Origin of the sequence: Polynucleobacter sp. MWH-Creno-3A4 (assembly GCF_018881885.1) — a bacterium.
GTDB lineage: Bacteria > Pseudomonadota > Gammaproteobacteria > Burkholderiales > Burkholderiaceae > Polynucleobacter.
The window spans coordinates 1,237,539-1,256,953 of sequence record NZ_JACXSA010000001.1; the positions used below are offsets into that span (position 1 = coordinate 1,237,539).

Annotated in this window: 26 protein-coding genes; 11 read left to right on the forward strand and 15 right to left on the reverse strand. The window is 46.0% G+C overall.

From position 1 onward, the window contains the following. Positions 1 to 8: 8 nt before the first annotated feature. Positions 9 to 1,178: an acyl-CoA dehydrogenase family protein gene (locus IEN92_RS06335; RefSeq protein WP_216161682.1), complete on the reverse strand. Its 1,170-nt coding sequence runs from the start codon at positions 1,176 to 1,178 to the stop codon at positions 9 to 11. Positions 1,179 to 1,383: 205 nt separating this feature from the next. Here IEN92_RS06335 and IEN92_RS06340 point away from each other — a divergent pair, with 205 nt between their 5' ends. The 3 genes from IEN92_RS06340 to IEN92_RS06350 all read left to right on the forward strand — a co-directional run bounded on the left by IEN92_RS06340 (position 1,384) and on the right by IEN92_RS06350 (position 3,419). Continuing rightward, complete coding sequence (locus IEN92_RS06340; RefSeq protein WP_215375944.1) at positions 1,384 to 1,887, forward strand: YqaA family protein; 504 nt, start codon at positions 1,384 to 1,386, stop codon at positions 1,885 to 1,887. Between the two features lie 54 nt (positions 1,888 to 1,941). Further along, positions 1,942 to 2,718 (forward strand): 3-hydroxybutyrate dehydrogenase, encoded by a 777-nt coding sequence (locus IEN92_RS06345; RefSeq protein ID WP_216161685.1) that lies wholly within the window; start codon positions 1,942 to 1,944, stop codon positions 2,716 to 2,718. Positions 2,719 to 2,825: 107 nt separating this feature from the next. Beyond that, a complete protein-coding gene (locus IEN92_RS06350) occupies positions 2,826 to 3,419 on the forward strand; it encodes a urate hydroxylase PuuD (protein WP_215375950.1) in 594 nt (197 codons plus the stop codon). A gap of 81 nt (positions 3,420 to 3,500) precedes the next feature. Here IEN92_RS06350 and IEN92_RS06355 read toward each other — a convergent pair whose 3' ends face one another. Beyond that, entirely contained in the window at positions 3,501 to 4,664 is a 1,164-nt protein-coding gene (locus IEN92_RS06355) for an NAD(P)/FAD-dependent oxidoreductase (protein WP_216161688.1), read from the reverse strand. A 54-nt stretch (positions 4,665 to 4,718) separates the two neighbouring features. After that, entirely contained in the window at positions 4,719 to 4,886 is a 168-nt protein-coding gene (locus IEN92_RS06360) for a rubredoxin (RefSeq protein WP_215375956.1), read from the reverse strand. A gap of 153 nt (positions 4,887 to 5,039) precedes the next feature. Here IEN92_RS06360 and IEN92_RS06365 point away from each other — a divergent pair, with 153 nt between their 5' ends. After that, the gene (locus tag IEN92_RS06365; protein WP_216161691.1) at positions 5,040 to 6,140 is read left to right on the forward strand and encodes an alkene reductase; all 1,101 of its coding nucleotides are present in this window, start codon (positions 5,040 to 5,042) and stop codon (positions 6,138 to 6,140) included. A 45-nt stretch (positions 6,141 to 6,185) separates the two neighbouring features. On the opposite strand, the gene IEN92_RS06370 is transcribed toward IEN92_RS06365, so the two are convergent. The 5 genes from IEN92_RS06370 to IEN92_RS06390 all read right to left on the reverse strand — a co-directional run bounded on the left by IEN92_RS06370 (position 6,186) and on the right by IEN92_RS06390 (position 9,157). Beyond that, a complete protein-coding gene (locus IEN92_RS06370) occupies positions 6,186 to 6,362 on the reverse strand; it encodes a hypothetical protein (RefSeq protein WP_215375961.1) in 177 nt (58 codons plus the stop codon). Positions 6,363 to 6,375: 13 nt separating this feature from the next. Beyond that, positions 6,376 to 6,918 carry a cytochrome b gene (locus tag IEN92_RS06375; protein WP_216161694.1) on the reverse strand — a complete coding sequence of 181 codons (543 nt, stop codon included), beginning with the start codon at positions 6,916 to 6,918 and terminating at the stop codon, positions 6,376 to 6,378. Between the two features lie 83 nt (positions 6,919 to 7,001). Then, positions 7,002 to 7,190, reverse strand: a complete 189-nt coding sequence (locus IEN92_RS06380; protein WP_216161697.1) for a hypothetical protein — start codon at positions 7,188 to 7,190, stop codon at positions 7,002 to 7,004. 23 nt (positions 7,191 to 7,213) lie between these two features. Continuing rightward, on the reverse strand, positions 7,214 to 7,966 hold the full coding sequence (locus IEN92_RS06385; RefSeq protein WP_216863908.1) for a hypothetical protein: 753 nt from the start codon (positions 7,964 to 7,966) through the stop codon (positions 7,214 to 7,216). Positions 7,967 to 8,011: 45 nt separating this feature from the next. Further along, positions 8,012 to 9,157: an alpha-hydroxy acid oxidase gene (locus tag IEN92_RS06390; protein ID WP_215375970.1), complete on the reverse strand. Its 1,146-nt coding sequence runs from the start codon at positions 9,155 to 9,157 to the stop codon at positions 8,012 to 8,014. Between the two features lie 131 nt (positions 9,158 to 9,288). On the opposite strand from IEN92_RS06390, the gene IEN92_RS06395 reads away from it, so the two are divergent. The 3 genes from IEN92_RS06395 (at position 9,289) to IEN92_RS06405 (ending at position 11,845) form a co-directional block, all read left to right on the forward strand. Beyond that, entirely contained in the window at positions 9,289 to 10,194 is a 906-nt protein-coding gene (locus IEN92_RS06395; RefSeq protein ID WP_216161700.1) for a DMT family transporter, read from the forward strand. Positions 10,195 to 10,320: 126 nt separating this feature from the next. Next, positions 10,321 to 11,469 (forward strand): aminotransferase class V-fold PLP-dependent enzyme, encoded by a 1,149-nt coding sequence (locus tag IEN92_RS06400; RefSeq protein WP_215375975.1) that lies wholly within the window; start codon positions 10,321 to 10,323, stop codon positions 11,467 to 11,469. A 109-nt stretch (positions 11,470 to 11,578) separates the two neighbouring features. Continuing rightward, positions 11,579 to 11,845, forward strand: a complete 267-nt coding sequence (locus IEN92_RS06405; protein WP_215375978.1) for a protein tyrosine phosphatase — start codon at positions 11,579 to 11,581, stop codon at positions 11,843 to 11,845. A 108-nt stretch (positions 11,846 to 11,953) separates the two neighbouring features. Here the strand turns inward: IEN92_RS06405 and IEN92_RS06410 are convergent, their stop codons facing one another. From IEN92_RS06410 to IEN92_RS06420, 3 genes are read right to left on the reverse strand one after another with little or no spacing between them, the layout of a single operon-like run. Continuing rightward, the gene (locus tag IEN92_RS06410; RefSeq protein WP_216161703.1) at positions 11,954 to 12,844 is read right to left on the reverse strand and encodes an NAD(P)H-hydrate dehydratase; all 891 of its coding nucleotides are present in this window, start codon (positions 12,842 to 12,844) and stop codon (positions 11,954 to 11,956) included. 43 nt (positions 12,845 to 12,887) lie between these two features. Next, positions 12,888 to 13,622 carry an ABC transporter substrate-binding protein gene (locus IEN92_RS06415; protein ID WP_370623882.1) on the reverse strand — a complete coding sequence of 245 codons (735 nt, stop codon included), beginning with the start codon at positions 13,620 to 13,622 and terminating at the stop codon, positions 12,888 to 12,890. A 60-nt stretch (positions 13,623 to 13,682) separates the two neighbouring features. Next, positions 13,683 to 13,886 carry a hypothetical protein gene (locus IEN92_RS06420; protein WP_215375983.1) on the reverse strand — a complete coding sequence of 68 codons (204 nt, stop codon included), beginning with the start codon at positions 13,884 to 13,886 and terminating at the stop codon, positions 13,683 to 13,685. 208 nt (positions 13,887 to 14,094) lie between these two features. Here IEN92_RS06420 and IEN92_RS06425 point away from each other — a divergent pair, with 208 nt between their 5' ends. Genes IEN92_RS06425 through IEN92_RS06435 form a run of 3 tightly spaced genes read left to right on the forward strand, consistent with a single transcriptional unit; the run spans position 14,095 to position 16,737 of the window. After that, positions 14,095 to 14,952 carry an LOG family protein gene (locus tag IEN92_RS06425; RefSeq protein ID WP_216161706.1) on the forward strand — a complete coding sequence of 286 codons (858 nt, stop codon included), beginning with the start codon at positions 14,095 to 14,097 and terminating at the stop codon, positions 14,950 to 14,952. A 40-nt stretch (positions 14,953 to 14,992) separates the two neighbouring features. Beyond that, positions 14,993 to 15,505 carry a hypothetical protein gene (locus tag IEN92_RS06430; protein WP_216161708.1) on the forward strand — a complete coding sequence of 171 codons (513 nt, stop codon included), beginning with the start codon at positions 14,993 to 14,995 and terminating at the stop codon, positions 15,503 to 15,505. A 14-nt stretch (positions 15,506 to 15,519) separates the two neighbouring features. Next, the gene (locus IEN92_RS06435; RefSeq protein WP_216161711.1) at positions 15,520 to 16,737 is read left to right on the forward strand and encodes an aminoacetone oxidase family FAD-binding enzyme; all 1,218 of its coding nucleotides are present in this window, start codon (positions 15,520 to 15,522) and stop codon (positions 16,735 to 16,737) included. A 1-nt stretch (position 16,738) separates the two neighbouring features. On the opposite strand, the gene IEN92_RS06440 is transcribed toward IEN92_RS06435, so the two are convergent. Next, positions 16,739 to 17,518: a TerC family protein gene (locus IEN92_RS06440; RefSeq protein WP_216161715.1), complete on the reverse strand. Its 780-nt coding sequence runs from the start codon at positions 17,516 to 17,518 to the stop codon at positions 16,739 to 16,741. Between the two features lie 112 nt (positions 17,519 to 17,630). Next, positions 17,631 to 18,026 carry a group II truncated hemoglobin gene (locus IEN92_RS06445; RefSeq protein WP_215375996.1) on the reverse strand — a complete coding sequence of 132 codons (396 nt, stop codon included), beginning with the start codon at positions 18,024 to 18,026 and terminating at the stop codon, positions 17,631 to 17,633. A gap of 104 nt (positions 18,027 to 18,130) precedes the next feature. Between IEN92_RS06445 and IEN92_RS06450 the strand changes: the two genes are divergently transcribed. Continuing rightward, positions 18,131 to 18,673, forward strand: a complete 543-nt coding sequence (locus tag IEN92_RS06450) for a hypothetical protein (protein ID WP_216161719.1) — start codon at positions 18,131 to 18,133, stop codon at positions 18,671 to 18,673. Between the two features lie 51 nt (positions 18,674 to 18,724). Here IEN92_RS06450 and IEN92_RS06455 read toward each other — a convergent pair whose 3' ends face one another. Then, positions 18,725 to 18,946 carry a TIGR02450 family Trp-rich protein gene (locus IEN92_RS06455; RefSeq protein ID WP_216162263.1) on the reverse strand — a complete coding sequence of 74 codons (222 nt, stop codon included), beginning with the start codon at positions 18,944 to 18,946 and terminating at the stop codon, positions 18,725 to 18,727. A 20-nt stretch (positions 18,947 to 18,966) separates the two neighbouring features. Next, positions 18,967 to 19,281, reverse strand: coding sequence for a hypothetical protein (locus IEN92_RS06460; RefSeq protein WP_216161722.1), 315 nt, complete (start codon positions 19,279 to 19,281; stop codon positions 18,967 to 18,969). Positions 19,282 to 19,415 lie beyond the last annotated feature (134 nt).

A 19,415-nucleotide genomic window follows, 5' to 3' on the forward strand; every position in this document is an offset into this window, starting at 1 on the left:
GGGATGTACTAGAAGGATCTTGGTAAGCCAAGAACATGCTCAGCTATGTAAGAGTAGATCAAGTTGGTTGAAATCGGAGCCACTTGATACAAGCGTGTTTCTCTAAACTTGCGTTCAACATCATATTCATTTGCGAATCCAAACCCACCATGTGTTTGTAGGCAAACGTTTGCGGCTTCCCAGGAGGCTTTAGCAGCCAAGAATTTCGCCATATTAGCCTCAGGACCGCAGGGGAGATGTTGATCAAAGAGTTCGCAAGCTTTAAAACGCATGAGATTTGCCGCTTCCGTTTCAATATAGCTATCCGCAATCGGAAATTGAATCCCTTGATTCTTGCCAATAGGACGATCAAACACCACGCGGTCATTAGCGTAGCGCCGGGCACGATCGATAAACCAATAGGCATCCCCAATGCATTCTGCGGCAATCAATACCCGTTCTGCATTCAGCCCATCAAGAATGTATTTGAATCCCTGACCCTCAGTGCCAATTAAGTTTTCTGCTGGAATCTCTAGATGATCAAAAAACACTTCATTGGTTTCGTGATTCACCATATTGGCGATGGGTCGAACTTCCATCCCTTTACCAATCGCATCTGCGAGATTGACGATAAAGATCGACATGCCTTCAGACTTGCGATTCACTTCATTGATCGGCGTGGTGCGAGCCAATAAAATCATCAGATCAGAATGTTGAATACGAGAGATCCAAACTTTCTGACCATTCACAATGTACTTGTCACCTTGTTTGACTGCTGTCGTTTTTAGCTTAGTGGTATCTGTTCCGGTAGAGGGCTCAGTAACCGCCATACTTTGTAGTCGTAATTCACCGCTGGCAATTTTCGGGAGGTACATTGTTTTCTGTGCCTCAGAACCATGACGCAGTAATGTCCCCATGTTGTACATCTGCCCATGGCAGGAACCAGAATTACCACCGGAGAAATTAATCTCCTCCATGATCACGGAGGCTTCTGCTAAACCTAGCCCTGAACCACCATATTCCTCTGGAATTAAAGCAGCTAGCCAGCCCGCTTCAGTCATGGCATTCACAAACGCTTCAGGGTAAGCCCGCTCATAATCAATTTTTTGCCAGTAGGCAGAATCAAAATGGCTGAAGAGGTCTCGCAAGGCCTCACGCATATCCTGATATTGGTCAGGCTTGGGAATGGGGTGATTCATGACAGTCTCGATTAATAGTGATCTTCTTATTTGGATACTAGTTTAAGCAAGAATGGAAATTTCTGGAAAATAGGCAAAATAGGGTGAAAATAGGCTACACACTAGCTCAGATCGATATTGACATGCAAAGCAATCACCAGGCCATCTCCATCAACCTTCTTCAAGCCCAGCTCACCAATTTGCAACAATTTGGAGCGTTGGCTTAATGGACCAAGCACTTCATCACTTTTTTGGGTGGTTCGGCTTACCTTCCGTTGGGTTACCGGCAGTTTTTATTAGCGCCTTTGCTTCTGCAACTTTGCTCCCAGTGGGTTCAGAGCCCATCCTGTTTGGATATATCTCGATTAATCCACAGATGTATTGGGCGGCTATCTTGCTTGCTACGGTTGGCAATACTTTAGGTGGAATGTTGGATTGGTGGTTGGGGTTTGTGGCTAGCAAGAAAATTCAGGCTATTAAAGTAAGTACCGAAGGGCGTCTACGTTTTTGGCTAAAAGAATGGGGGCCAAAGCTATTGCTGCTATCTTGGCTACCTGGCTTTGGGGATCCTTTGTGCGTAGCCGCAGGCTGGCTTGGCCTAGCTTGGTTCCCCTGCATGATCTACATGTTTATTGGTAAATTACTGCGCTATTTGACAATGACGTGGCTCCTCACTTTAGTACCTGACAGTGTTTGGCATCAATTGGGGCGCTGGTTACATTTGATCTAAATACATTCGTTGTATGCTACGTTTTTTATTCCCTAACTTGGCGAGACTATTGATATGACTTATTTAAAAGGCAAAACAGCTTTGGTAACCGGATCCACGAGTGGTATTGGTTTGGGTATGGCAATTGCTTTGGCTAAACAGGGTGTCAATATTATGGTCAATGGTTTCGGTGAAAAGGATGCAGCCATTGCATCGATCAAGGCACATGGTGTTGAGGTGGACTATCACGGTGCAGATATGAGTAAACCTGCGGAGATTGAAGATCTCATTAAGCAAACTGAAAAGCGCTTTGGTTCATTGGATATTTTGGTCAACAATGCTGGCATTCAGTACACGGCAAACATCGAAGATTTCCCAACAGAAAAGTGGGATGCCGTTATTGCGATCAACTTGAGCTCAGCATTTCACACGAGTCATCATGCGTTACCTGGAATGAAGAAGCGTAACTGGGGTCGTATTATTAACATTGCATCAGTTCATGGCTTAGTAGCTTCCACGCAAAAAGCGGCCTATGTTGCAGCGAAACACGGTATTGTTGGTTTGACTAAAGTGACTGCATTGGAGAATGCACACACTGGCGTGACCTGTAATGCGATCTGCCCAGGCTGGGTCTTAACGCCGCTTGTGCAACAGCAAGTAGATGCTCGTGCTGCTCGCGAAGGTATTTCGAATGAAGCTGCTAAGAAAGCACTGGTTTCTGAAAAGCAGCCATCCGGTGAGTTTGTCACCCCTGAGCAATTGGCTGCTTTAGCAGTATTCCTGTGTGGCCCAGATGCCTCCGAAGTCCGCGGTGTTGCTTGGAATATGGATGGTGGCTGGACCGCGCAATAAGAGCTAAATCGTTGTTTTAAATAGGATTTCTGAAAATTTGCTGGATCAAACAAATTCACTAGAATCGTTTATAGTTAAACCCATCATCACACATTGGAGATTCATTCATGGCATCAATCTTGACCTCTTTGGGACGCACCGTATTGGCTGGTTTTGTGCTTCTCATTCTCATCATCTTCGCTTTAGGTGGCAACTTTAGTTCTGCTGAATTGCCTTTCATGTTCCGTTGGCTGCACGTGATGTTTGGTGTGATGTGGATTGGCTTGCTCTGGTACTTTAACTTTGTACAAATTCCTTCTATGCCAAAGATTCCGGATGAGCAAAAGCCTGCGATTGGTAAAGTGATTGCACCAGCAGCCTTGTTCTGGTTCCGTTATGCAGCACTCTTTACAGTATTGACTGGTTTGATCCTTGCAGTAGTGAATGGCTATGCTCATCAAGCATTTACATTACAAGCACCATTCCGCGCAATTGGTTTGGGTATGTGGATTGCCTTGGTAATGGCTTTCAACGTTTGGTTCATTATTTGGCCAAACCAGAAGCGTGCCCTAGGTATTGTGACTGTTGATGCTGATGTAAAAGCCAAATCTGCTCGCATTGCTATGCTGACATCCCGCCTCAATACATTGCTCTCTATTCCAATGTTGTTCTTGATGGTTGCTCAATCACACAATACAACTTGGTTTGTGATCGTTTCATAATCATTGCCGCGTTTTAAACAAAAGACACAAAAAGGCCCGCAATGCGGGCCTTTTTGCTTGCTTAAACAAGAATATTGAGCGCTACAAAAGCGGGGGAAGCTCTTTTGTCAGTACTGCGCGTTGTACAGTAGCTGTTCCCATTAAGGCGAATCCTAAGAGCTTGCCATCGACAGACTCAAAACGTGCTTCAACCCCACCTTCAATTGCGGTCGTAGTCCATTGACCAACAGCGGCTTTGGCCGGGGGTGATACAACAGTGGGAAGGGCAGGGGTCTTTACCATCACTGGCATTGCTGGATAGCTGACCGGTGTTGGCTGACCAATTAAAGTGGGTGCTAGCGCTCTTGCTGCCTGCATGATGGGCATCACATAAGGAAGTACTAATCCCTCAACTTCTGCGCAATCGCCTAAGGAGTACACATTACTGGCGCTGGTTTGTAGGTCACGATTGACTTCAATGCCAACACCAGTCTGAATCCCAGCTGCTTTCGCTAAATCTAATCTAGGCTTTAGGCCAACTGCAGACAGTACAACATCACAAGTAATCGTATGACCATTGGTTAATGTGATTTCCAGTGCAGTGCCATTCCGATTGACGGTTTGAACGGTTGTCGAGAAGTGCCAGTTCACGCCTGCTTGACCAAGTTTATCTTGCAAGGCTTTAGCGGCAGCCTCTGGTAATAGTCGGCCTAATACTTGTGGGGCTAAGTCAATCACATCTACTGCGTAAGCACCGAGCACTAAATCATTCGCAAACTCACAGCCTATTAAACCTGCACCCAGAATAGCGACTTTCTGTTTGCCTGCTATCGCTGTTCGAAACTTTACATAATCTTCCAGGTCATTCACTGTAAGTACTTCATTTACCGCATTTCCTTCCAATGGAATCCGAATTTGATCTGCACCTAATGCCAATACTAATTTTCCATAAGCAATTTCACCCTTGCTAGTTTGAATAACTTGCTTGGCGGTATCTATTGCATTGACTTCTGTTTCTGAGAGCAGGCCGATTTCTAACTGAGTTGCCATTGCTTCCGCGCTAGTCGAGATTAATTGCGGAGCATCTTTTTTTCCTGCAAGGGCAGTCGAAAGCATCGGCTTGGAGTAAAAGTATCCTGGCTCACGAGTAATTAAAGTGATTGGTGCAGATTTATCAAGCTTGCGGATTTCACGAACAAGAGTGTAGCCAGCTAGACCGCTGCCAATAATGACGATGGCGGAGGATGGATTGGTATGTAGAGTCAAGGAGGGATCCCGTAGTAAGACTGCTAAAAATGAAGATGGCTAAAGGCGAAAGTATTAGCTTACCTGAACCATTTCAAAGTCAGATTTGGACACGCCACAATCAGGGCACTCCCAGCTCTCTGGAATGGCCGCCCAGGGGGTACCAGGGGCGATGCCGTCATCAGGTAGTCCCTGAGCCTCGTCATAGATGAAACCGCATACGATGCATTGCCAAATTTTCATATTGGATCCTTATTATCAATCTTTTAATTTTAAATTTATTCTCAGTTTTTTTCTTGCGAGGGTAGATTTCTCATCATCAGCAAAATTACCTAATTCTTGTTACAGTAAGCCTCCCATATCCTTAATAACTACTTCCCAAATAAAGGTCTTTCAATGTCCGGCAAAGAAATCATGTTTACCCCAGTGAGCCTTGGCTCAATTCAACTGAAGAATCGTTTGGTAATGGCGCCATTAACCAGAATGCGTGCAGTTGCGGGTGATGCGCCCAATCCTTTGGCAAAGACTTACTATGCGCAGCGCGCAAGTGCAGGATTAATCATTACTGAAGCAACCCAAATTTCTCCGCTCGGCATGGGCTATCCAGCTACCCCCGGTATTTATTCTGCAGAGCAAACTGCTGCTTGGAAAGAAATCGTTGAGACAGTCCATACAAAAGGCGGTTCAATCGTTGCGCAGTTGTGGCACGTTGGCCGTATTTCTCATTCCTCTTTACACCCAGAGCAAGGTCTGCCAGAAGCGCCTTCAGCAATTGCGCCTGCAGGACAAACTTATGGCGCCGATTGGAAGTTGCACGACTATGAGACTCCAAAAGCCATGACTCTGGATGATATTGCGCGTCTCCTAAAAGAGTTTGAAGCTGCAGCGCAAAATGCCAAGGCTGCTGGTTTTGATGGGATTGAAATCCATTCGGCGAATGGTTATTTGTTGGATCAGTTCCTGCAAGATAAAACCAACCAACGTACCGATCAATACGGCGGCTCAGTTGAAAATCGTCTGCGTTTGTTGGGCGAGGTAATTGAAGCGGTCAGTAAGGTATTCGCTAGCGATCGTATTGGTGTGCGTTTGTCTCCATACGGAACATTTAATGATATTGGTGATAGCGATCCAGTTGGACTATTTAGTGCGGCGATTCAAAAACTCAACGCTTATAACTTGGCTTATGTGCACATGATTGAGCCACGAGCTACTAGCGCAGGTGGCGGTGAGCAAGTCAACGAAGAAGCACCAATTACCTCTGAGCTCTTCAGAGCCGCTTATCAGGGCAAGTTCATCACTGCTGGTGGTTACGATCAAGCCTTGGGCGAGAAGGTCTTGGAAGAGGGCTTGGCTGACGCTGTAGCTTATGGCCGTCTCTATATTTCAAATCCGGATCTTGCGGAGCGCTTCAAACAGAATGCGCCCCTAAACCCCTATAACCGCGCTACTTTCTATGGCGGTCAAGAGGCAGGCTACACCGACTATCCAACTCTTTAAAAGAACTCGAGTTCACAGATAAACCCCACACCTCGGTAGTGGGGTTTATTTTTTGTCTTCAGAGTCTTTAATCAGGCCGTATTGATTCGCAATCAAAATGAGGGCAATGGAGATGATGCCTAAAGCAAAAAATTGCCATTGATGCAAAATTGCTGTCCCAATCACAGTCATCAGTGCAGTCCAGCCGACGACCAACTTGCCTTTTTTGGATAGTGGTTTCATGTACATATTCTTCCTAGGTATTTACTTTAATTTTATTCAACATGCGGCGTAGGGTGTCATCCTTTAAGACGTAATGGTGCCATAAACCCGCGAGGGCATGGATACCAACCAAGAAGAAGATAGCGTTACCCAAAAATTCATGGGCTTCCTTAAATAAGTCTTTTACCTCAGGGTTTGGTGAAATCATTTGAGGCCAAACCCAACTCAGAAAGTGAACCTCTTTACCGCCTGCCTGCAGAAAAATCACACCCATAATTGGGAGTGCGAGGAGTAGGGCATATAAAACCCAGTGCATCAATTTAGCAAGGGTGAGCAGAATGCGATTGGGATCAGTGGGCTCAGGGGCCCCGAAAATACAGCGCACAGTCAATCGTCCAATCATTGCTACAAAGATTAGTTGCCCAAAGAAGGCATGAATGGTCTTGCACAGTTCTCGCGGTTCGCTGCCTTTGGGAAACTGGCCCTTGAGTTCAATAACAGCGAGTGCTGCAAGCACTAGCAGGAAAACAAACCAATGAAAGAAGATGGAGGCGGGGTGATAACGAGTGCTGGACATATAAAACAATCAATAGAGCGTTAATAGACCTTCATCATAATCAAGCTTTTAAACACCAATGGGGCCGTGGGTAATGCTGAGGCTTAATTCAATCTCATCTTGGCACTGAGCTCATTTGAGGCCCCCCGTTTGTCCACTTGGGAGAGTCTGAGCGCCTCTGCCTCAAAATCAAGCTGACCAGGATGAAATTCATCATCATTTTGCAGGTCAATCACATAGGTCCAAACAAGCTCACGGCCACGATTCTTATAGACATCTACTACACGTTTCATATTGACCGCCTTTAGGGTGAAGCTTAATTGCTGCTGGTAGATGATGCCGATGATTTTTGGGGGTTCAGTAACTTTTGCAGAGTAATCAGGTTGCGCGGCTCAATTCGAATGACGCCACCTCGAGGGCTATCAATATCTGCGATTAAGAAAAACGATACCGCAATGACAAAAGGAAAAATCATGAAGAGGGTAATGTTCTTCTGGAAATTTCTGGCTCCAAAGCCAACCAATAAATTTGCACAGATGGCAATTGCGCCCATTAAGGTCCAGGCAGTATAGGGAATGCGGTTCCACCAAGCGGCTTGCACATATCCCTGTGAGTTCAGAACATCATTCATTCCGGAAGTTACGAGCGCAGTCATTGCAGTTGGATTGGAGCGTGCCATTGGTAGCACAGCATTCCAAAGTTCGCTTTGTAGCTCATCCGTTTTTTGACCAATTGCAGTGATTTTCTCTGGATCCTGAACTGTGTAAAACAGAATACGTTGATCCAAATATTGTTTTAGTAATTCTTTAGTAGCTGCCGCAGATGGCCCAGGCAATAAGTCGGCCCTTAAATATTCAGTGCTAATCGCATTCGCCTCACCTTCCTCGAGACGCTCACGTTGATCATGTCGATCAATCGCCATGGAAAAAGTAAAGCCAATGATGAGACCCAGCAAAGTGAGGGTAGCCGTCTGGATGATGCCAAGATCCTCTGAGGTTTCAGTATCTTTGGTGCGGTAAGGGCTGAGCGCTGCATTGCCAATCCAAACTGCAATAGCAAAGATAAGCAATGCAATTGCAAAGAATGCGAGCGGGTGATTTAAGAGATTAAAAATTTAAAAGGTTCCAGGATACAAAATATCTTTAGTCACGTTTTGAATATCGCGATGACCAGTAAAAGCCATGGTGATATCCAATTCATTTTGGATGATCTCTAAGCATTTGGTAACGCCTGCTTCACCCATTGCACCTAAGCCATATAAGAATGGACGGCCAATCATCGTACCGCGTGCGCCTAATGCCCAAGCTTTGAGAACATCCTGGCCAGAACGAATCCCGCCATCCATCCACACTTCAATATCTTTACCCACGGCATCAACGATACCCGGGAGTGCTGCAATACTAGAAATAGCGCCATCTAATTGACGACCGCCGTGGTTTGAAACAATGAGGGCATCAGCACCGGAGTTTGCTGCGAGACGAGCATCCTCTTCGTCCAAAATGCCTTTAATAATGAGCTTGCCGCCCCAGAGTTTCTTAATCCACTCCACATCGCCCCAATTGAGGCCTGGATCAAATTGTTCGGCTGTCCAGGAGGAGAGGGAGGACATGTTTCCTACCCCGGTCGCGTGACCAACAATATTGCGGAAGGTTCTGCGTGGTGTCATAGCCATTCCCAAGCACCAACGTGGCTTTGTAGCCATATTGATCATATTGGCGATAGTCAGTTTGGGTGGTGCGCTCAGGCCGTTCTTAAGGTCTTTATGGCGCTGACCTAGTATTTGTAAATCTAGTGTCAGTACCAGAGCAGAGCACTTAGCAGCTTTAGCGCGCTCAATGAGACGTTCAATAAAGCCACGATCTTTCATGACGTAAAGCTGAAACCAAAAAGGCTTAGTTGTCCGTTCTGCTACATCTTCAATAGAGCAGATACTCATCGTTGATAGGCAGAAAGGTACGCCGAATTTTTCCGCGGCTTTGGCTGCCAATATTTCACCATCGGCGTGTTGCATCCCCGTGAGACCAGTTGGTGCAAGAGCTACTGGCATCGTGACTTCTTGGCCGACCATGGTAGTTTTGGTCGTGCGGTTAGTCATATCTACAGCAACGCGTTGACGTAATTTAATCTTTTGAAAATCAGACTCATTTGCCCGATAGGTTGACTCAGTCCAAGAGCCAGAGTCTGCATAGTCGTAGAACATCTTTGGGGTGCGCTTTTGGTGGAGCACTCTTAAATCTTCGATATTGGTAATGATTGCCACTAGCTACCCTTCTAATAATTGCTTTTGATTTGACGCTTTTTACTAAGTTAAGCTCTATCTTAGCAATACCTACGATTTGTTTCTACAATGTGAGATTGTCCCGTAATTGGGGCCCCAGCCCCGCCTTCTGAATGCACCAACTGAACCTTGCCACTATCTCCAATTTATTGATTGCCACCGCCCTATGGGCTGGTAATGCGATTGCGGGACGAATTTTGGTCTCTAGCGCTGCAGTTTCCCCGGTGACTTTGAGTGCGGTTCGCTGGGGTTTAGCTGCATTACTGTTATTGCCTCTGGGTTGGCGTGTTTTTGCTCCCCAAAGTGCTTTATGGCAAAACAAGAAACGGTTTTTACTGTTAGGACTATTTGGTGTTGGAAGCTATAACGTTCTCTTATATCTCGCCCTAGAAACTTCTACCGCAATCAATGTGACTTTGATTGGTGCCAGTATGCCGATTTGGATGTTATTTATCGGCACGGTTTTTTATCAAACCAAACCTAGTGCGTTGCAGTTGCTGGGAGCAGTAGTTTCTTTGTTGGGAGTAGCAATTGTTTTAACTAGGGGTGAATTAAGCACCTTACTATCAATGCAGATGGTTGCTGGGGATCTCTTAATCATGTTGGCCACCATCTTGTGGGCCTTCTACAGCTGGATGTTAAGTCGCCCCGGAACCAGTACCGAGCGCCAATGGCCGTGGGCTCAATTTTTAATGGCACAAGTTTTTGTTGGTTTGTTGTGGACGGGATTTTTTGATGGCTTTGAGATTGCTGCTGGCGATGCGTATTTGCATTTGAATCTCTGGACAGCCTCCTTAATTCTGTTTGTTGCGGTAGGCCCATCACTGATTGCATATCGCTGCTGGGGATTGGGTGTAAATGGAGCAGGGCCTACGGTTGCTGCTTTCTTTGCCAACTTCATCCCTTTGTTTACGGCAATTTTGTCGGCTGCCATGCTGGGAGAGCCCCCGCAGTTATTTCATGGTGTGGCATTTGCATTGATCGTAGGCGGGATTGTGATTTCCGCCAGGAAGCAGTAATTCTGGGAAAAGGCCCAGAAAGGGGTCTAAATAGACATTGGACACAGGGTTTTGAGCAGATTGCCCAAAAAACGTGCCAAATCGTTATCATTTAGGGCTAATCACAGAAATCCCTAGGAAATTACTATGCCAGGTTTACTCCCCAACGTTGATCCAGACGGTTTATTAGAGTTCTCGGTTGTTTATACCGATCGCTCCTTAAATCACATGTCTGAAGAGTTCAAGCGTGTAATGGTCGATATTTCCAGCGTCCTGAAAGATGCCTATAACGCCAGCTCTGCAGTGATTGTTCCCGGTAGCGGTACTTTTGGCATGGAAGCTGTTGCTCGTCAATTTGCTAACAATGAAAAATGCTTAGTCCTACGCAATGGTTGGTTTAGCTATCGTTGGACCCAAATTTTTGACTTAGCCAATATCACCAGTGATGTCACAGTCATTAAAGGTCGTCAATTAGAGGCAGCCACTCAAGGTGTATTTGCTCCGGCCCCAATTGAAGAGGTAATCGCCTTTATTCAAAAAGAAAAGCCAGCAGTAGTATTTGCGCCGCATGTGGAAACCTCTGCAGGCATCATCCTGCCTGATGATTACCTCAAGGCAGTCGGCGAGGCAGTTCGTTCCGTTGGCGGCTTATTTGTTTTGGATTGTATCGCTTCCGGTGCCATGTGGGTGGACATGAAGGCCTGCAATGTTGATGTCTTGATTACGGCACCCCAAAAAGGTTGGAGTAGTTCACCATGCTGCGCATTGATTGCTTTAGGTGATAGAGCGCGTGAGAAAATTGAAAGCACACAAAGCAGTAGCTTCTCTATGGATCTCAAGAAGTGGTTGCAGATTATGGAAGCTTATGAAAAGGGTGGCCATGTGTATCACACCACTATGGCGACAGATGCACTGAAGATCTTGCGCAATGTGATGAAAGAAACCCAAGCATTGGGCTTTGCTGCATTGAAAGCCAAGCAAGTTGAGCTAGGCTTAAAGGTTCGTGAGCTCTTGGTATCCAAAGGTTTTCACTCTGTGGCTGCTGCAGGATTCCAGGCCCCTTGTGTTGTGGTGAGTTATACCAAGGACCCCGATATTCAATCTGGTAAAAAGTTCATTGCCCTCGGTTTGCAAACTGCTGCCGGCGTACCTCTGCAGTGCGACGAAAGACCGGACTTCCGCACCTTCCGTATTGGTCTATTTGGGCTAGAGAAGTTGGCTCATGTCGATCGAACCGTAGGTCATTTGGCTGGGGCACTAGAGAAAATTACTGAGGCTGAAGCCCAACCTGCGTAAGTACTTCACTATGGGAATAAGGGCCATCTTTGATGGCCTTTTTCTTTTGGCCTTTTTGACAAATTTTTGGGTATTATTGAAGCATGTACAAACCCTCTTGGAGAATCACATGATTTCTCGTATTGCTCGTTTTAGCTTGGCCACCCTAATTGCTGCTGCGATTGGTGTTTCCCCAATTTCAGTGATGGCTGCTGATCCTGCGCCAGCACCAGCTCCAATGGCTGCCCCGGCCGCTGCTCCTGCTGAAGCACCGATGAGCAAAGCTGCCGAGAAGAAGGCTGCGAAAAAAGCCAAGAAAGAAAAGAAAGCTGAGAAAAAAGCCAAGAAGAAGTCTAAGAAAAAAGCTAAGGCTGCTGCAGAGCCAGCCGCACAGTAATTCTCGTTTTTAAGCCTCAACTCTTTGGGGCAGTAGTTTCACCAGAGTCATCAATCTTATTTGGGGTTGATGACTTTTTCTTTAGTTACTACTGTATTTGATTTGTAGCTACTCTTGCGCCCATTGGTTGAGTAAACGACGCATTTCTAAAATCGTTTCAGAGGGTGTTAAGCCCAACGGGCCAATACCTTTGGCAACCAGACTATCAGCAGCTGTGGCATGAAGTTGAACAGCGAGCTCAGTAGATTGCGATAGATTGAGTTGATGCCGAACCCCTTGAACCGCAATTGCTGCAATAGTTCCAGTCAGGGCATCTCCCATGCCACCAGTTCCCATGCCAGGGTTGCCTGCCTGGCACTCCTGGAAGGAGTGGCCAGGGGAGGCTATCAAAGTGTGTTGACCCTTTAAGACAATGATGGACTGCGTGAGAGACAGTAATTTTTCCAAAGCACTCAGGCGATCAATCTGAATAATTTCAGCAGTGCAATGGAGAAGCTTAGCTGCTTCGCCGGGGTGTGGCGTCAGTACAGATTGGCCTGGGAACATTTGATTGCGCGCTTGAAGCGCATTCAAGAGCTCAGGAGACTGAGCAATGAGATTAATGGCATCAGCATCAATAACTAAAGGGATCTTGGGGTAAGCCAGAGTGGCTTTTAACCATTGCGATGCTTGTGCAGATGTTCCAAGTCCAGGACCAATTGCAATGAGGTCTGGCTGAAGGTTGACCAGAGCCGCTTGAGGTTCGGGGTTTGCTAACTGAATCATGAGCTCAGGAGACTCTACCATTGCGTGAGCAGAGGCTGGATCGAGCATTTCGAGAATAGTCCAACCTGCACCCAAATGCAGGCATGCATTACCCGCAAGCAAAAGGGCGCCCGCCATTCCGGGTGCTCCCCCAATGAGCAGAGCTTTACCGGCATTGCCTTTATGTTCGGCTGGAAGGCGCCTTAAATTTTTGGCTAATGACAGCGTGTTGAGTGGATTACTTTGCAGACTCATTCTTCTAGTATCGCTCTGATTACGTCGTCTGGAAATACAAGGCTTAGTCTGCCACTTTAGCGCCTTGAATATGGTGATGTTGCATCGCTTCCGACACAAATCCAGACTGCTTGAGCTCGGCAATCAGTTCGCTTAAATATGCTGTTATATCTTCAAAACCTGGCCTGGCTTTTGGAATGCCAATTGCTTGGTTGATCACCATAAAGCGCCCAGGAAGCATGCGTAAGCCATCGTAACGTTTAGCATCACTTTCTAATTGTTGTTTGACACCAGCAGCAACATTGCCTATGCCTGACATGAAATCATCCACTACAGCTTGTGAGCTAACCGCTCTGAATAGGCTGGCATGTTGAATTTCTCGGGTGAGGTAAAGATCGTAAGCACTTCCTTTGCCCACAACGATTTCGCTACCGGCCACATCTACCTGATCGTTACTTTGCAAGGGAGAAGAGGCTTTCACCATATAAGCACCCTCAATCTGAATATAGGCTGGTGTATAGCTAATATCCGCACCCCTTACAGGATCAATTGCCACAAACACTAAATCAATATCGCCGCTTTTAATACCATCGACGGTTGCACCCGCAGTCTTAAATGGAATCAGTTGTAAGGGCAGCTTGATGCGTTGCGCAATCTCATTGGCAATATCAATCGTCACGCCGCTCAATTTACCGGCGGCGTCTTCATTGGCCAGCAAAGGATTTCCGAGATTGATACCAACACGCAGTGTGCCGCTAGGAGCAAAAGATTTGAGGGTGCTAGAGTTCATCATTGTCATAGTGAGAATGTGATAAAAAAAACCGCGGCGGACCGCGGTTTCAGTGTGCCTAGGAAAAAATTATTTCTTAGCGTCGGCTGCAGGAGCTGCAGTTGGAGCAGCAGGAGCGGCTGCAGGTGCATCTTTCTTCGCTTCTTCAACATGGGTTGCCTCTGCGCCATGCTTCTCGCCGCCCATATCAACGTTACCGTCGCCTTTGAGGAGTAAATAGGCTGTGGCACCAACTAATACCAGTACCATGATGATGATTGAACGGTTGCTCATTGCTTTTCCTTCGGTTTGGTTGAAATTGAGGCTATCTTAACCCTAGCAAGACAATGGGTAAATCCCGTAAAGCCCTAAGTCCTTGTTATTAGAGATCCATTAGGTATAAACACTAATTTTTGCTGCTCATATTGGGGTCAAATCACTGACCCATTAGCGTCAAATCCAAAGGGTAAGATGGGTTAACACCGATCTTGAAAGTAATGAAATGAGCCCAAAGCTGCCCATGAATAACGCGCAGACCATTAGCGACTTCTTGACGCTTGCGCCGCATGAACTCTCTGAAGAAACTTCTGAAGAATCCTCTAAGTTTGCGTTTGATGACGAAGCATTTTTATCGCGCCGAGAAACTATTGGCATTCGTTTTGAGCTCGAGCTCTTAAAGCCGGAAATTTTATTGCACGAACACGGTATCGATCACACCATCACAGTGTTTGGCTCTACCCGTTTTGTTAGTCGTGACAAAGCCCTCGAAATGGAGAGGGGCGCGAAGACCCTTGAAGAGCAAGAGATCGCTAAGCAAGCTTTGCTTCACAGTCACTATTATGAATCCGCCCGAGAGTTTGGTGGTCTAGTTGCTCGATATAACGCTACACAAGAGTTAGAGTCAAACAAGTTACATATTTGCACTGGTGGCGGCCCCGGGGTGATGGAGGCTGCCAATCGGGGCGCGTTTGAAGCAGGGGATAAAACCATTGGTTTCAATATCAGCTTGCCTCGTGAGCAGCATCCCAATCCTTACATTAGCCCCGGACTGAACTTTCGTTTTCATTACTTTGCATTGCGCAAAATGCATTTCATGTTACGGGCACGGGCAATTGTTGCCTTTCCAGGTGGCTTTGGCTCATTTGACGAACTTTTTGAGGTCCTCACCTTAATGCAGACCAAAAAGGTGGTGCGCTTCCCAGTCATTCTGGTGGGTAGGGAGTTTTGGACCGGGATGGTGAAGTTTGATCAGATGGTGGAGTTTGGCGTGATCGATGAGTTAGATATGCAAGTGATTCATTTTGCAGAGACCGCAGAAGAAGCTTGGAACATTATCCAAAATCACTATCAATTGAGCTAGGCTGCGGACCAGGCAGTTGTAAAATGGGCAAAAGACTGATATGAATCCCACAAGCTCCAGCATTTCCAACTCCCTAGATCTGCCCAGTTATGCGGTTGGTACCGCCATACTGTTATTGATCATGGTGTTTCATGGCATCGTATTGCTGCAAATCAGTAAGCGCTATGAAGTAAAAACGTTTCTCTATTTAGCGGAAAAGAAATACTCTGAAGTAACACTGTGCTTCTATGTGAGTATCTTTGGCTTGTTTCTGATGCACATCACTGAGATTATTCTTTGGGGAATTTCTATTTACGCACTGAATTTACTACCCAATCTTGGCCAAAGCATTCTATTTGGCGGTAGTACTTATACCGCGATGGGCTTTATGGAGGATATTTTGCCCGATGGCTGGAAGATGTTAGCAGTCATCATCGCTTTCTCAGGCATGTTTGCGTTTGCATGGACTGCATCAGTAATGATTTCCATGACCAAAAATTTCCGTCAGGCCTACACCAAGAGTCATATGGAAAAACTCAATATTGCTTCTGAAATTATTGATCGATTTAAGTAAGTGATGAGTCAGACATGAGTAAGATATGGGATGCCATCATTATTGGTGGCGGTGCCGCTGGCTTATTCTGCGCTGGTGTGGCAGGCCAGCTAGGCAAGCAGGTTCTAGTCTTGGACCATGCTGAAATACTGGGTGAAAAAATCCGCATTAGCGGAGGAGGACGTTGCAATTTCACAAACTTGCACAGCAGCCCTGCAAACTTTCTCTCTTTGAATCCCCATTTTGTTAAAAGCGCTCTAGCTCGATATCCTTCAAAAGAATTTATTAAGCTTGTCAGTAGCTATGGGATCAACTATCACGAGAAGCACCAGGGACAATTGTTTTGCGATGATTCCGCTAAGCAGATTATTGATTTGCTCATGGCAGAATGCGCTAAAGGAAGGGTCGCCATTCGTAACCCAGTGGTGATTGAATCCATTGCACAAGACCAAGAGCATTGGTTGGTGCAAACCAATGCAGGCTCTGAAAAAACCAAGTCCGTGGTGATGGCAACAGGTGGCTTGCCTGTTCCGGCGATTGGCGCTACCGCATATTCATTGGATATTGCCAAGCAATTTGGATTATCGGTAGTTGATCCAAGGCCCGCATTAGTACCACTATCTTTTACTGCAGATACCTTTGGGGATCTCTATGACTTAGCTGGCCTTAGCCTTCCCGTCAGAATTGCTTCAGGATCCAAGGGCCACCGTTATGGAGCTTGTCGCTTCAATGAAGATGTATTGCTAACCCACAAAGGCTTATCTGGCCCCGCTGTTTTGCAAGCAAGTAGTTATTGGGTAGAGGGTGAGCCCATTCATATTGATTGGCTAGGAGCGGTAGAGGTGGCAGGTGGATTCAATTGCGATGCACTCTTTGCTGATGAGGACAATCGTACTAAGCTCACCGAGACGATTCTTGCTTCTGTCTTGCCGCAACGCTTAGCTAAAGCGTTTGCAGAACAGAAAAATCTATTAGGACGTAAGTGGGCTGAGGTATCGAAAAAAGATCGTCAAGCCCTGAAAGAGTTATTAACCAACTGGTCTGTAAAACCTGCAGGTACTTTAGGTTGGAAAAAGGCCGAGGTAATGTTGGGTGGTGTAGACACTAAAGATCTGGATGGTCAAACGATGATGTCACGCCAACATACAGGTCTATTCTTTATCGGTGAATGTGTCGATGTCACAGGCCATTTAGGAGGCCACAACTTCCAGTGGGCCTGGGCCAGCGGTTTTGCTTGCGCGCAGGCACTCTAAGCTAATAATCCTTAATCGAGTTTTTGCAGCTTTTTTGCTTCTTCTTTTCACGAGAGCGGATATTGAGTAACTCGACAAATAATGAGAAAGCCATAGCCACATAAACATAGCCTTTCGGAATATGCACACCCATACCCTCAGCAATCAACACAACGCCAACTACCGTTAAAAAGGAAAGTGCCAAAACCTTGATTGAGGGGTGATGGTGCACAAAGTCGCCGATGGGTTTGGCAGCAATCAACATCATGAGTACGGAAGCCAACACTGCTGCAATCATGATGCTGATGTGATCGACCATTCCAACTGCAGTAATCACGCTATCGAGCGAGAAAATGATATCGAGCAAGCCGATTTGCACGACAGAGCCCAGGAAGAGGGCGAACATCGATTTATTAGCGTTGACTCCTGACACCCTGCCAGCTTCATCGTGCCCACCAATTTCTACTTCACTATAAATTTCCTTAGAGGCTTTCCAAATTAAGAAGAAGCCACCTAATAGTAGGATCAAATCTCTGCCACTAATGGCATGATCTGTAATGGTAAATAGGGGGTTGGTTAGGCTCATGACCCTAGACAGACTCAAGAGCAGCAAGATGCGAGTCACCAAAGCGAACATTAGACCAAAGCGCCGCACTCGTTCACGAATCTCAATTGGTAATCGGTTCGCAATGACGCTAATAAAAATGATGTTATCGATCCCTAGAATAATTTCTAGAGCTGAAAGTGTTAAAAATGCTATCCAAGCGTGGGGATCACTCAGGAGTACTATAAAACTTTCCATATCGATGATATTTTCTTAAAGTGGGTTCTAGAGAAGTGTATCGAAGTGCGGCGAACTATTCATGGGGCTGCAGATGCCCGCAGAAATACTGAGGGTAATAGCGAGTACGAGATCAGTTAGGCTGATTTCTCATCCAGTCGGCTGTATTAAAAAAAGACTCTTCTAGCTGCTTGGCGACATTCCCTACAATGCCGCAGTCCTCTAGTGCTTGGTACATACAGGCGAGCCATTGATTGCGCTCTTTGAGGCCAATTTTGAAGGGGAGGTGTCTTGCCCGCAGCATCGGGTGCCCATATTTAGGTGAATAGATGTCCGGACCTCCCATCCAGCCAGTCAGAAAGAATTTGAGCTTCTCCCGAGAGTTGGAAAGATCTTGGGGATGCATGGCTCTAAGATCGGTAAAACTGGACTCCAGAGCCATCAAATCATAGAAGCGGTCCACCAGCTCGTCGACCTTGTCGATCCCACCAATAGCCTCATAGATACTCTGGGTCTGTTTTTCACTCATCAGTGGATTTTAATGCTGGAAATGAGGGGAATTGGCAGTTTAGCTATTTCGGTATAGAGTGGATGTGAAGGATTTGATTAACACCTACTGGATAGGAGCTAAAAATGGATGCAAAAGAATTACAGAAATGGCAACGCGAAAAAGCCAAAGAGCTATTTGATTATTCCCATACCTTGCTAGAAGCAGCGAAAAAACTCAGCGAGCACCATATTGCTGAGATGGAGTGGGGCATGAAGAATGCCTTAGAGAGTGCAAAGTCTGCTGCTAAAAATGATCTTGCAAAGTTGAAAGACTTGCAAGCTGATGCTGCAAAAGAAGCTGCTAAACGTGCAGCGATGTATCAAAAGAAAGTGAAATCAGTGCTCAAAGAGTTGGGTGAGGGTGCCGCTGATGAAACTGAGAAGCAGCTTGAGAAAGTACGCGCTTCCTTGGTAACATGGCTTGAGGATGCAGAAAATAAGATGCCTGCTCATGCAGAAAAACTTTCTAAGGTCGTGAATGAAATGTCGACTACTGGTCAGAATATGTTCAAAGAAGGGCGTCGTATTGTGAATGAAGTAGCAGATGCTGCCGAAAAGAATATTGATGAATTAGTGAAGAAGTCTTCGGGCTCTAAGAAATCAAGCGCTAAGTCCGCTGACGAATAATTCCTCAGAGCAGCGCCAAACCAAAACCGCCTCAGAGTTTGAGGCGGTTTTTTATTTCCAGCCCTGAATCCAAAGCGAGCTGTTCGTCAGATCCCGCCACGCAATTCGAGTAACTTTTTTTGTCATGACTGCTTCAATCTCGACCCACTCAATCTTTTCATTTGGAGGCTCCGGCAGAATCACCTTGCTGACTAAAAAATGTTTTTGCTTGGCAATGGGTTTGACTGCAGTCCATTTAGTGAGTAGTAATTTTTTAGGGCTCAGCAGATTCATTGAAGCGGATGGATTCTCAATCACAGGGCAGTGCATTGATATTGTTGACCCTGATTTATCAATGAGCCTGATGCAGGGGCAAAGCTCGTATTAGATTCTTGAATGACTCCAGGGCATCGCACATCAAAGTAGCTTTGATTGCCCAGACTGCCGCAATAATCCAATTTCAGATCTTGAAATTCCATTACTGCTTTCCGCAGAATCATCGTAGCCTTTACCTCAGTCGCCGAGTGACAGGACCAGGTCGTATAGGACTCACGCTCACAGGCCGTCAGGACAAGGAGGCTAATGGCAAGCAGGGTGAGGCGAGTGAGTTGGAAGGCAGGCTGGATCATGGGTCAAGCATAGTCAAAATTGACCGATTCTGCAGAACTTCATCCCCATTTTGAATTTGGTATTACTATTTATGACAGATTGTTTGCCTAAACAACGCATAAAAATTAGAAATCAAGATTCTTTAAAGGAGACG

Coding starts and splice junctions, on each gene's coding strand:
- IEN92_RS06400 (WP_215375975.1), top strand. CDS start 10,321: ATGCCAGGTTTACTCCCCAACGTTGATCCAGACGGTTTATTAGAGTTC.
- IEN92_RS06360 (WP_215375956.1), bottom strand. CDS start 4,886: ATGAAAATTTGGCAATGCATCGTATGCGGTTTCATCTATGACGAGGCT.
- IEN92_RS06350 (WP_215375950.1), top strand. CDS start 2,826: ATGGCATCAATCTTGACCTCTTTGGGACGCACCGTATTGGCTGGTTTT.
- IEN92_RS06430 (WP_216161708.1), top strand. CDS start 14,993: ATGAATCCCACAAGCTCCAGCATTTCCAACTCCCTAGATCTGCCCAGT.
- IEN92_RS06380 (WP_216161697.1), bottom strand. CDS start 7,190: ATGAAACGTGTAGTAGATGTCTATAAGAATCGTGGCCGTGAGCTTGTT.
- IEN92_RS06440 (WP_216161715.1), bottom strand. CDS start 17,518: ATGGAAAGTTTTATAGTACTCCTGAGTGATCCCCACGCTTGGATAGCA.
- IEN92_RS06340 (WP_215375944.1), top strand. CDS start 1,384: ATGGACCAAGCACTTCATCACTTTTTTGGGTGGTTCGGCTTACCTTCC.
- IEN92_RS06415 (WP_370623882.1), bottom strand. CDS start 13,622: ATGACAATGATGAACTCTAGCACCCTCAAATCTTTTGCTCCTAGCGGC.
- IEN92_RS06410 (WP_216161703.1), bottom strand. CDS start 12,844: ATGAGTCTGCAAAGTAATCCACTCAACACGCTGTCATTAGCCAAAAAT.
- IEN92_RS06370 (WP_215375961.1), bottom strand. CDS start 6,362: ATGAAACCACTATCCAAAAAAGGCAAGTTGGTCGTCGGCTGGACTGCA.
- IEN92_RS06335 (WP_216161682.1), bottom strand. CDS start 1,178: ATGAATCACCCCATTCCCAAGCCTGACCAATATCAGGATATGCGTGAG.
- IEN92_RS06450 (WP_216161719.1), top strand. CDS start 18,131: ATGGATGCAAAAGAATTACAGAAATGGCAACGCGAAAAAGCCAAAGAG.
- IEN92_RS06425 (WP_216161706.1), top strand. CDS start 14,095: ATGAGCCCAAAGCTGCCCATGAATAACGCGCAGACCATTAGCGACTTC.
- IEN92_RS06445 (WP_215375996.1), bottom strand. CDS start 18,026: ATGAGTGAAAAACAGACCCAGAGTATCTATGAGGCTATTGGTGGGATC.
- IEN92_RS06365 (WP_216161691.1), top strand. CDS start 5,040: ATGTCCGGCAAAGAAATCATGTTTACCCCAGTGAGCCTTGGCTCAATT.
- IEN92_RS06395 (WP_216161700.1), top strand. CDS start 9,289: ATGCACCAACTGAACCTTGCCACTATCTCCAATTTATTGATTGCCACC.
- IEN92_RS06375 (WP_216161694.1), bottom strand. CDS start 6,918: ATGTCCAGCACTCGTTATCACCCCGCCTCCATCTTCTTTCATTGGTTT.
- IEN92_RS06455 (WP_216162263.1), bottom strand. CDS start 18,946: ATGAATCTGCTGAGCCCTAAAAAATTACTACTCACTAAATGGACTGCA.
- IEN92_RS06405 (WP_215375978.1), top strand. CDS start 11,579: ATGATTTCTCGTATTGCTCGTTTTAGCTTGGCCACCCTAATTGCTGCT.
- IEN92_RS06345 (WP_216161685.1), top strand. CDS start 1,942: ATGACTTATTTAAAAGGCAAAACAGCTTTGGTAACCGGATCCACGAGT.
- IEN92_RS06460 (WP_216161722.1), bottom strand. CDS start 19,281: ATGATCCAGCCTGCCTTCCAACTCACTCGCCTCACCCTGCTTGCCATT.
- IEN92_RS06435 (WP_216161711.1), top strand. CDS start 15,520: ATGAGTAAGATATGGGATGCCATCATTATTGGTGGCGGTGCCGCTGGC.
- IEN92_RS06420 (WP_215375983.1), bottom strand. CDS start 13,886: ATGAGCAACCGTTCAATCATCATCATGGTACTGGTATTAGTTGGTGCC.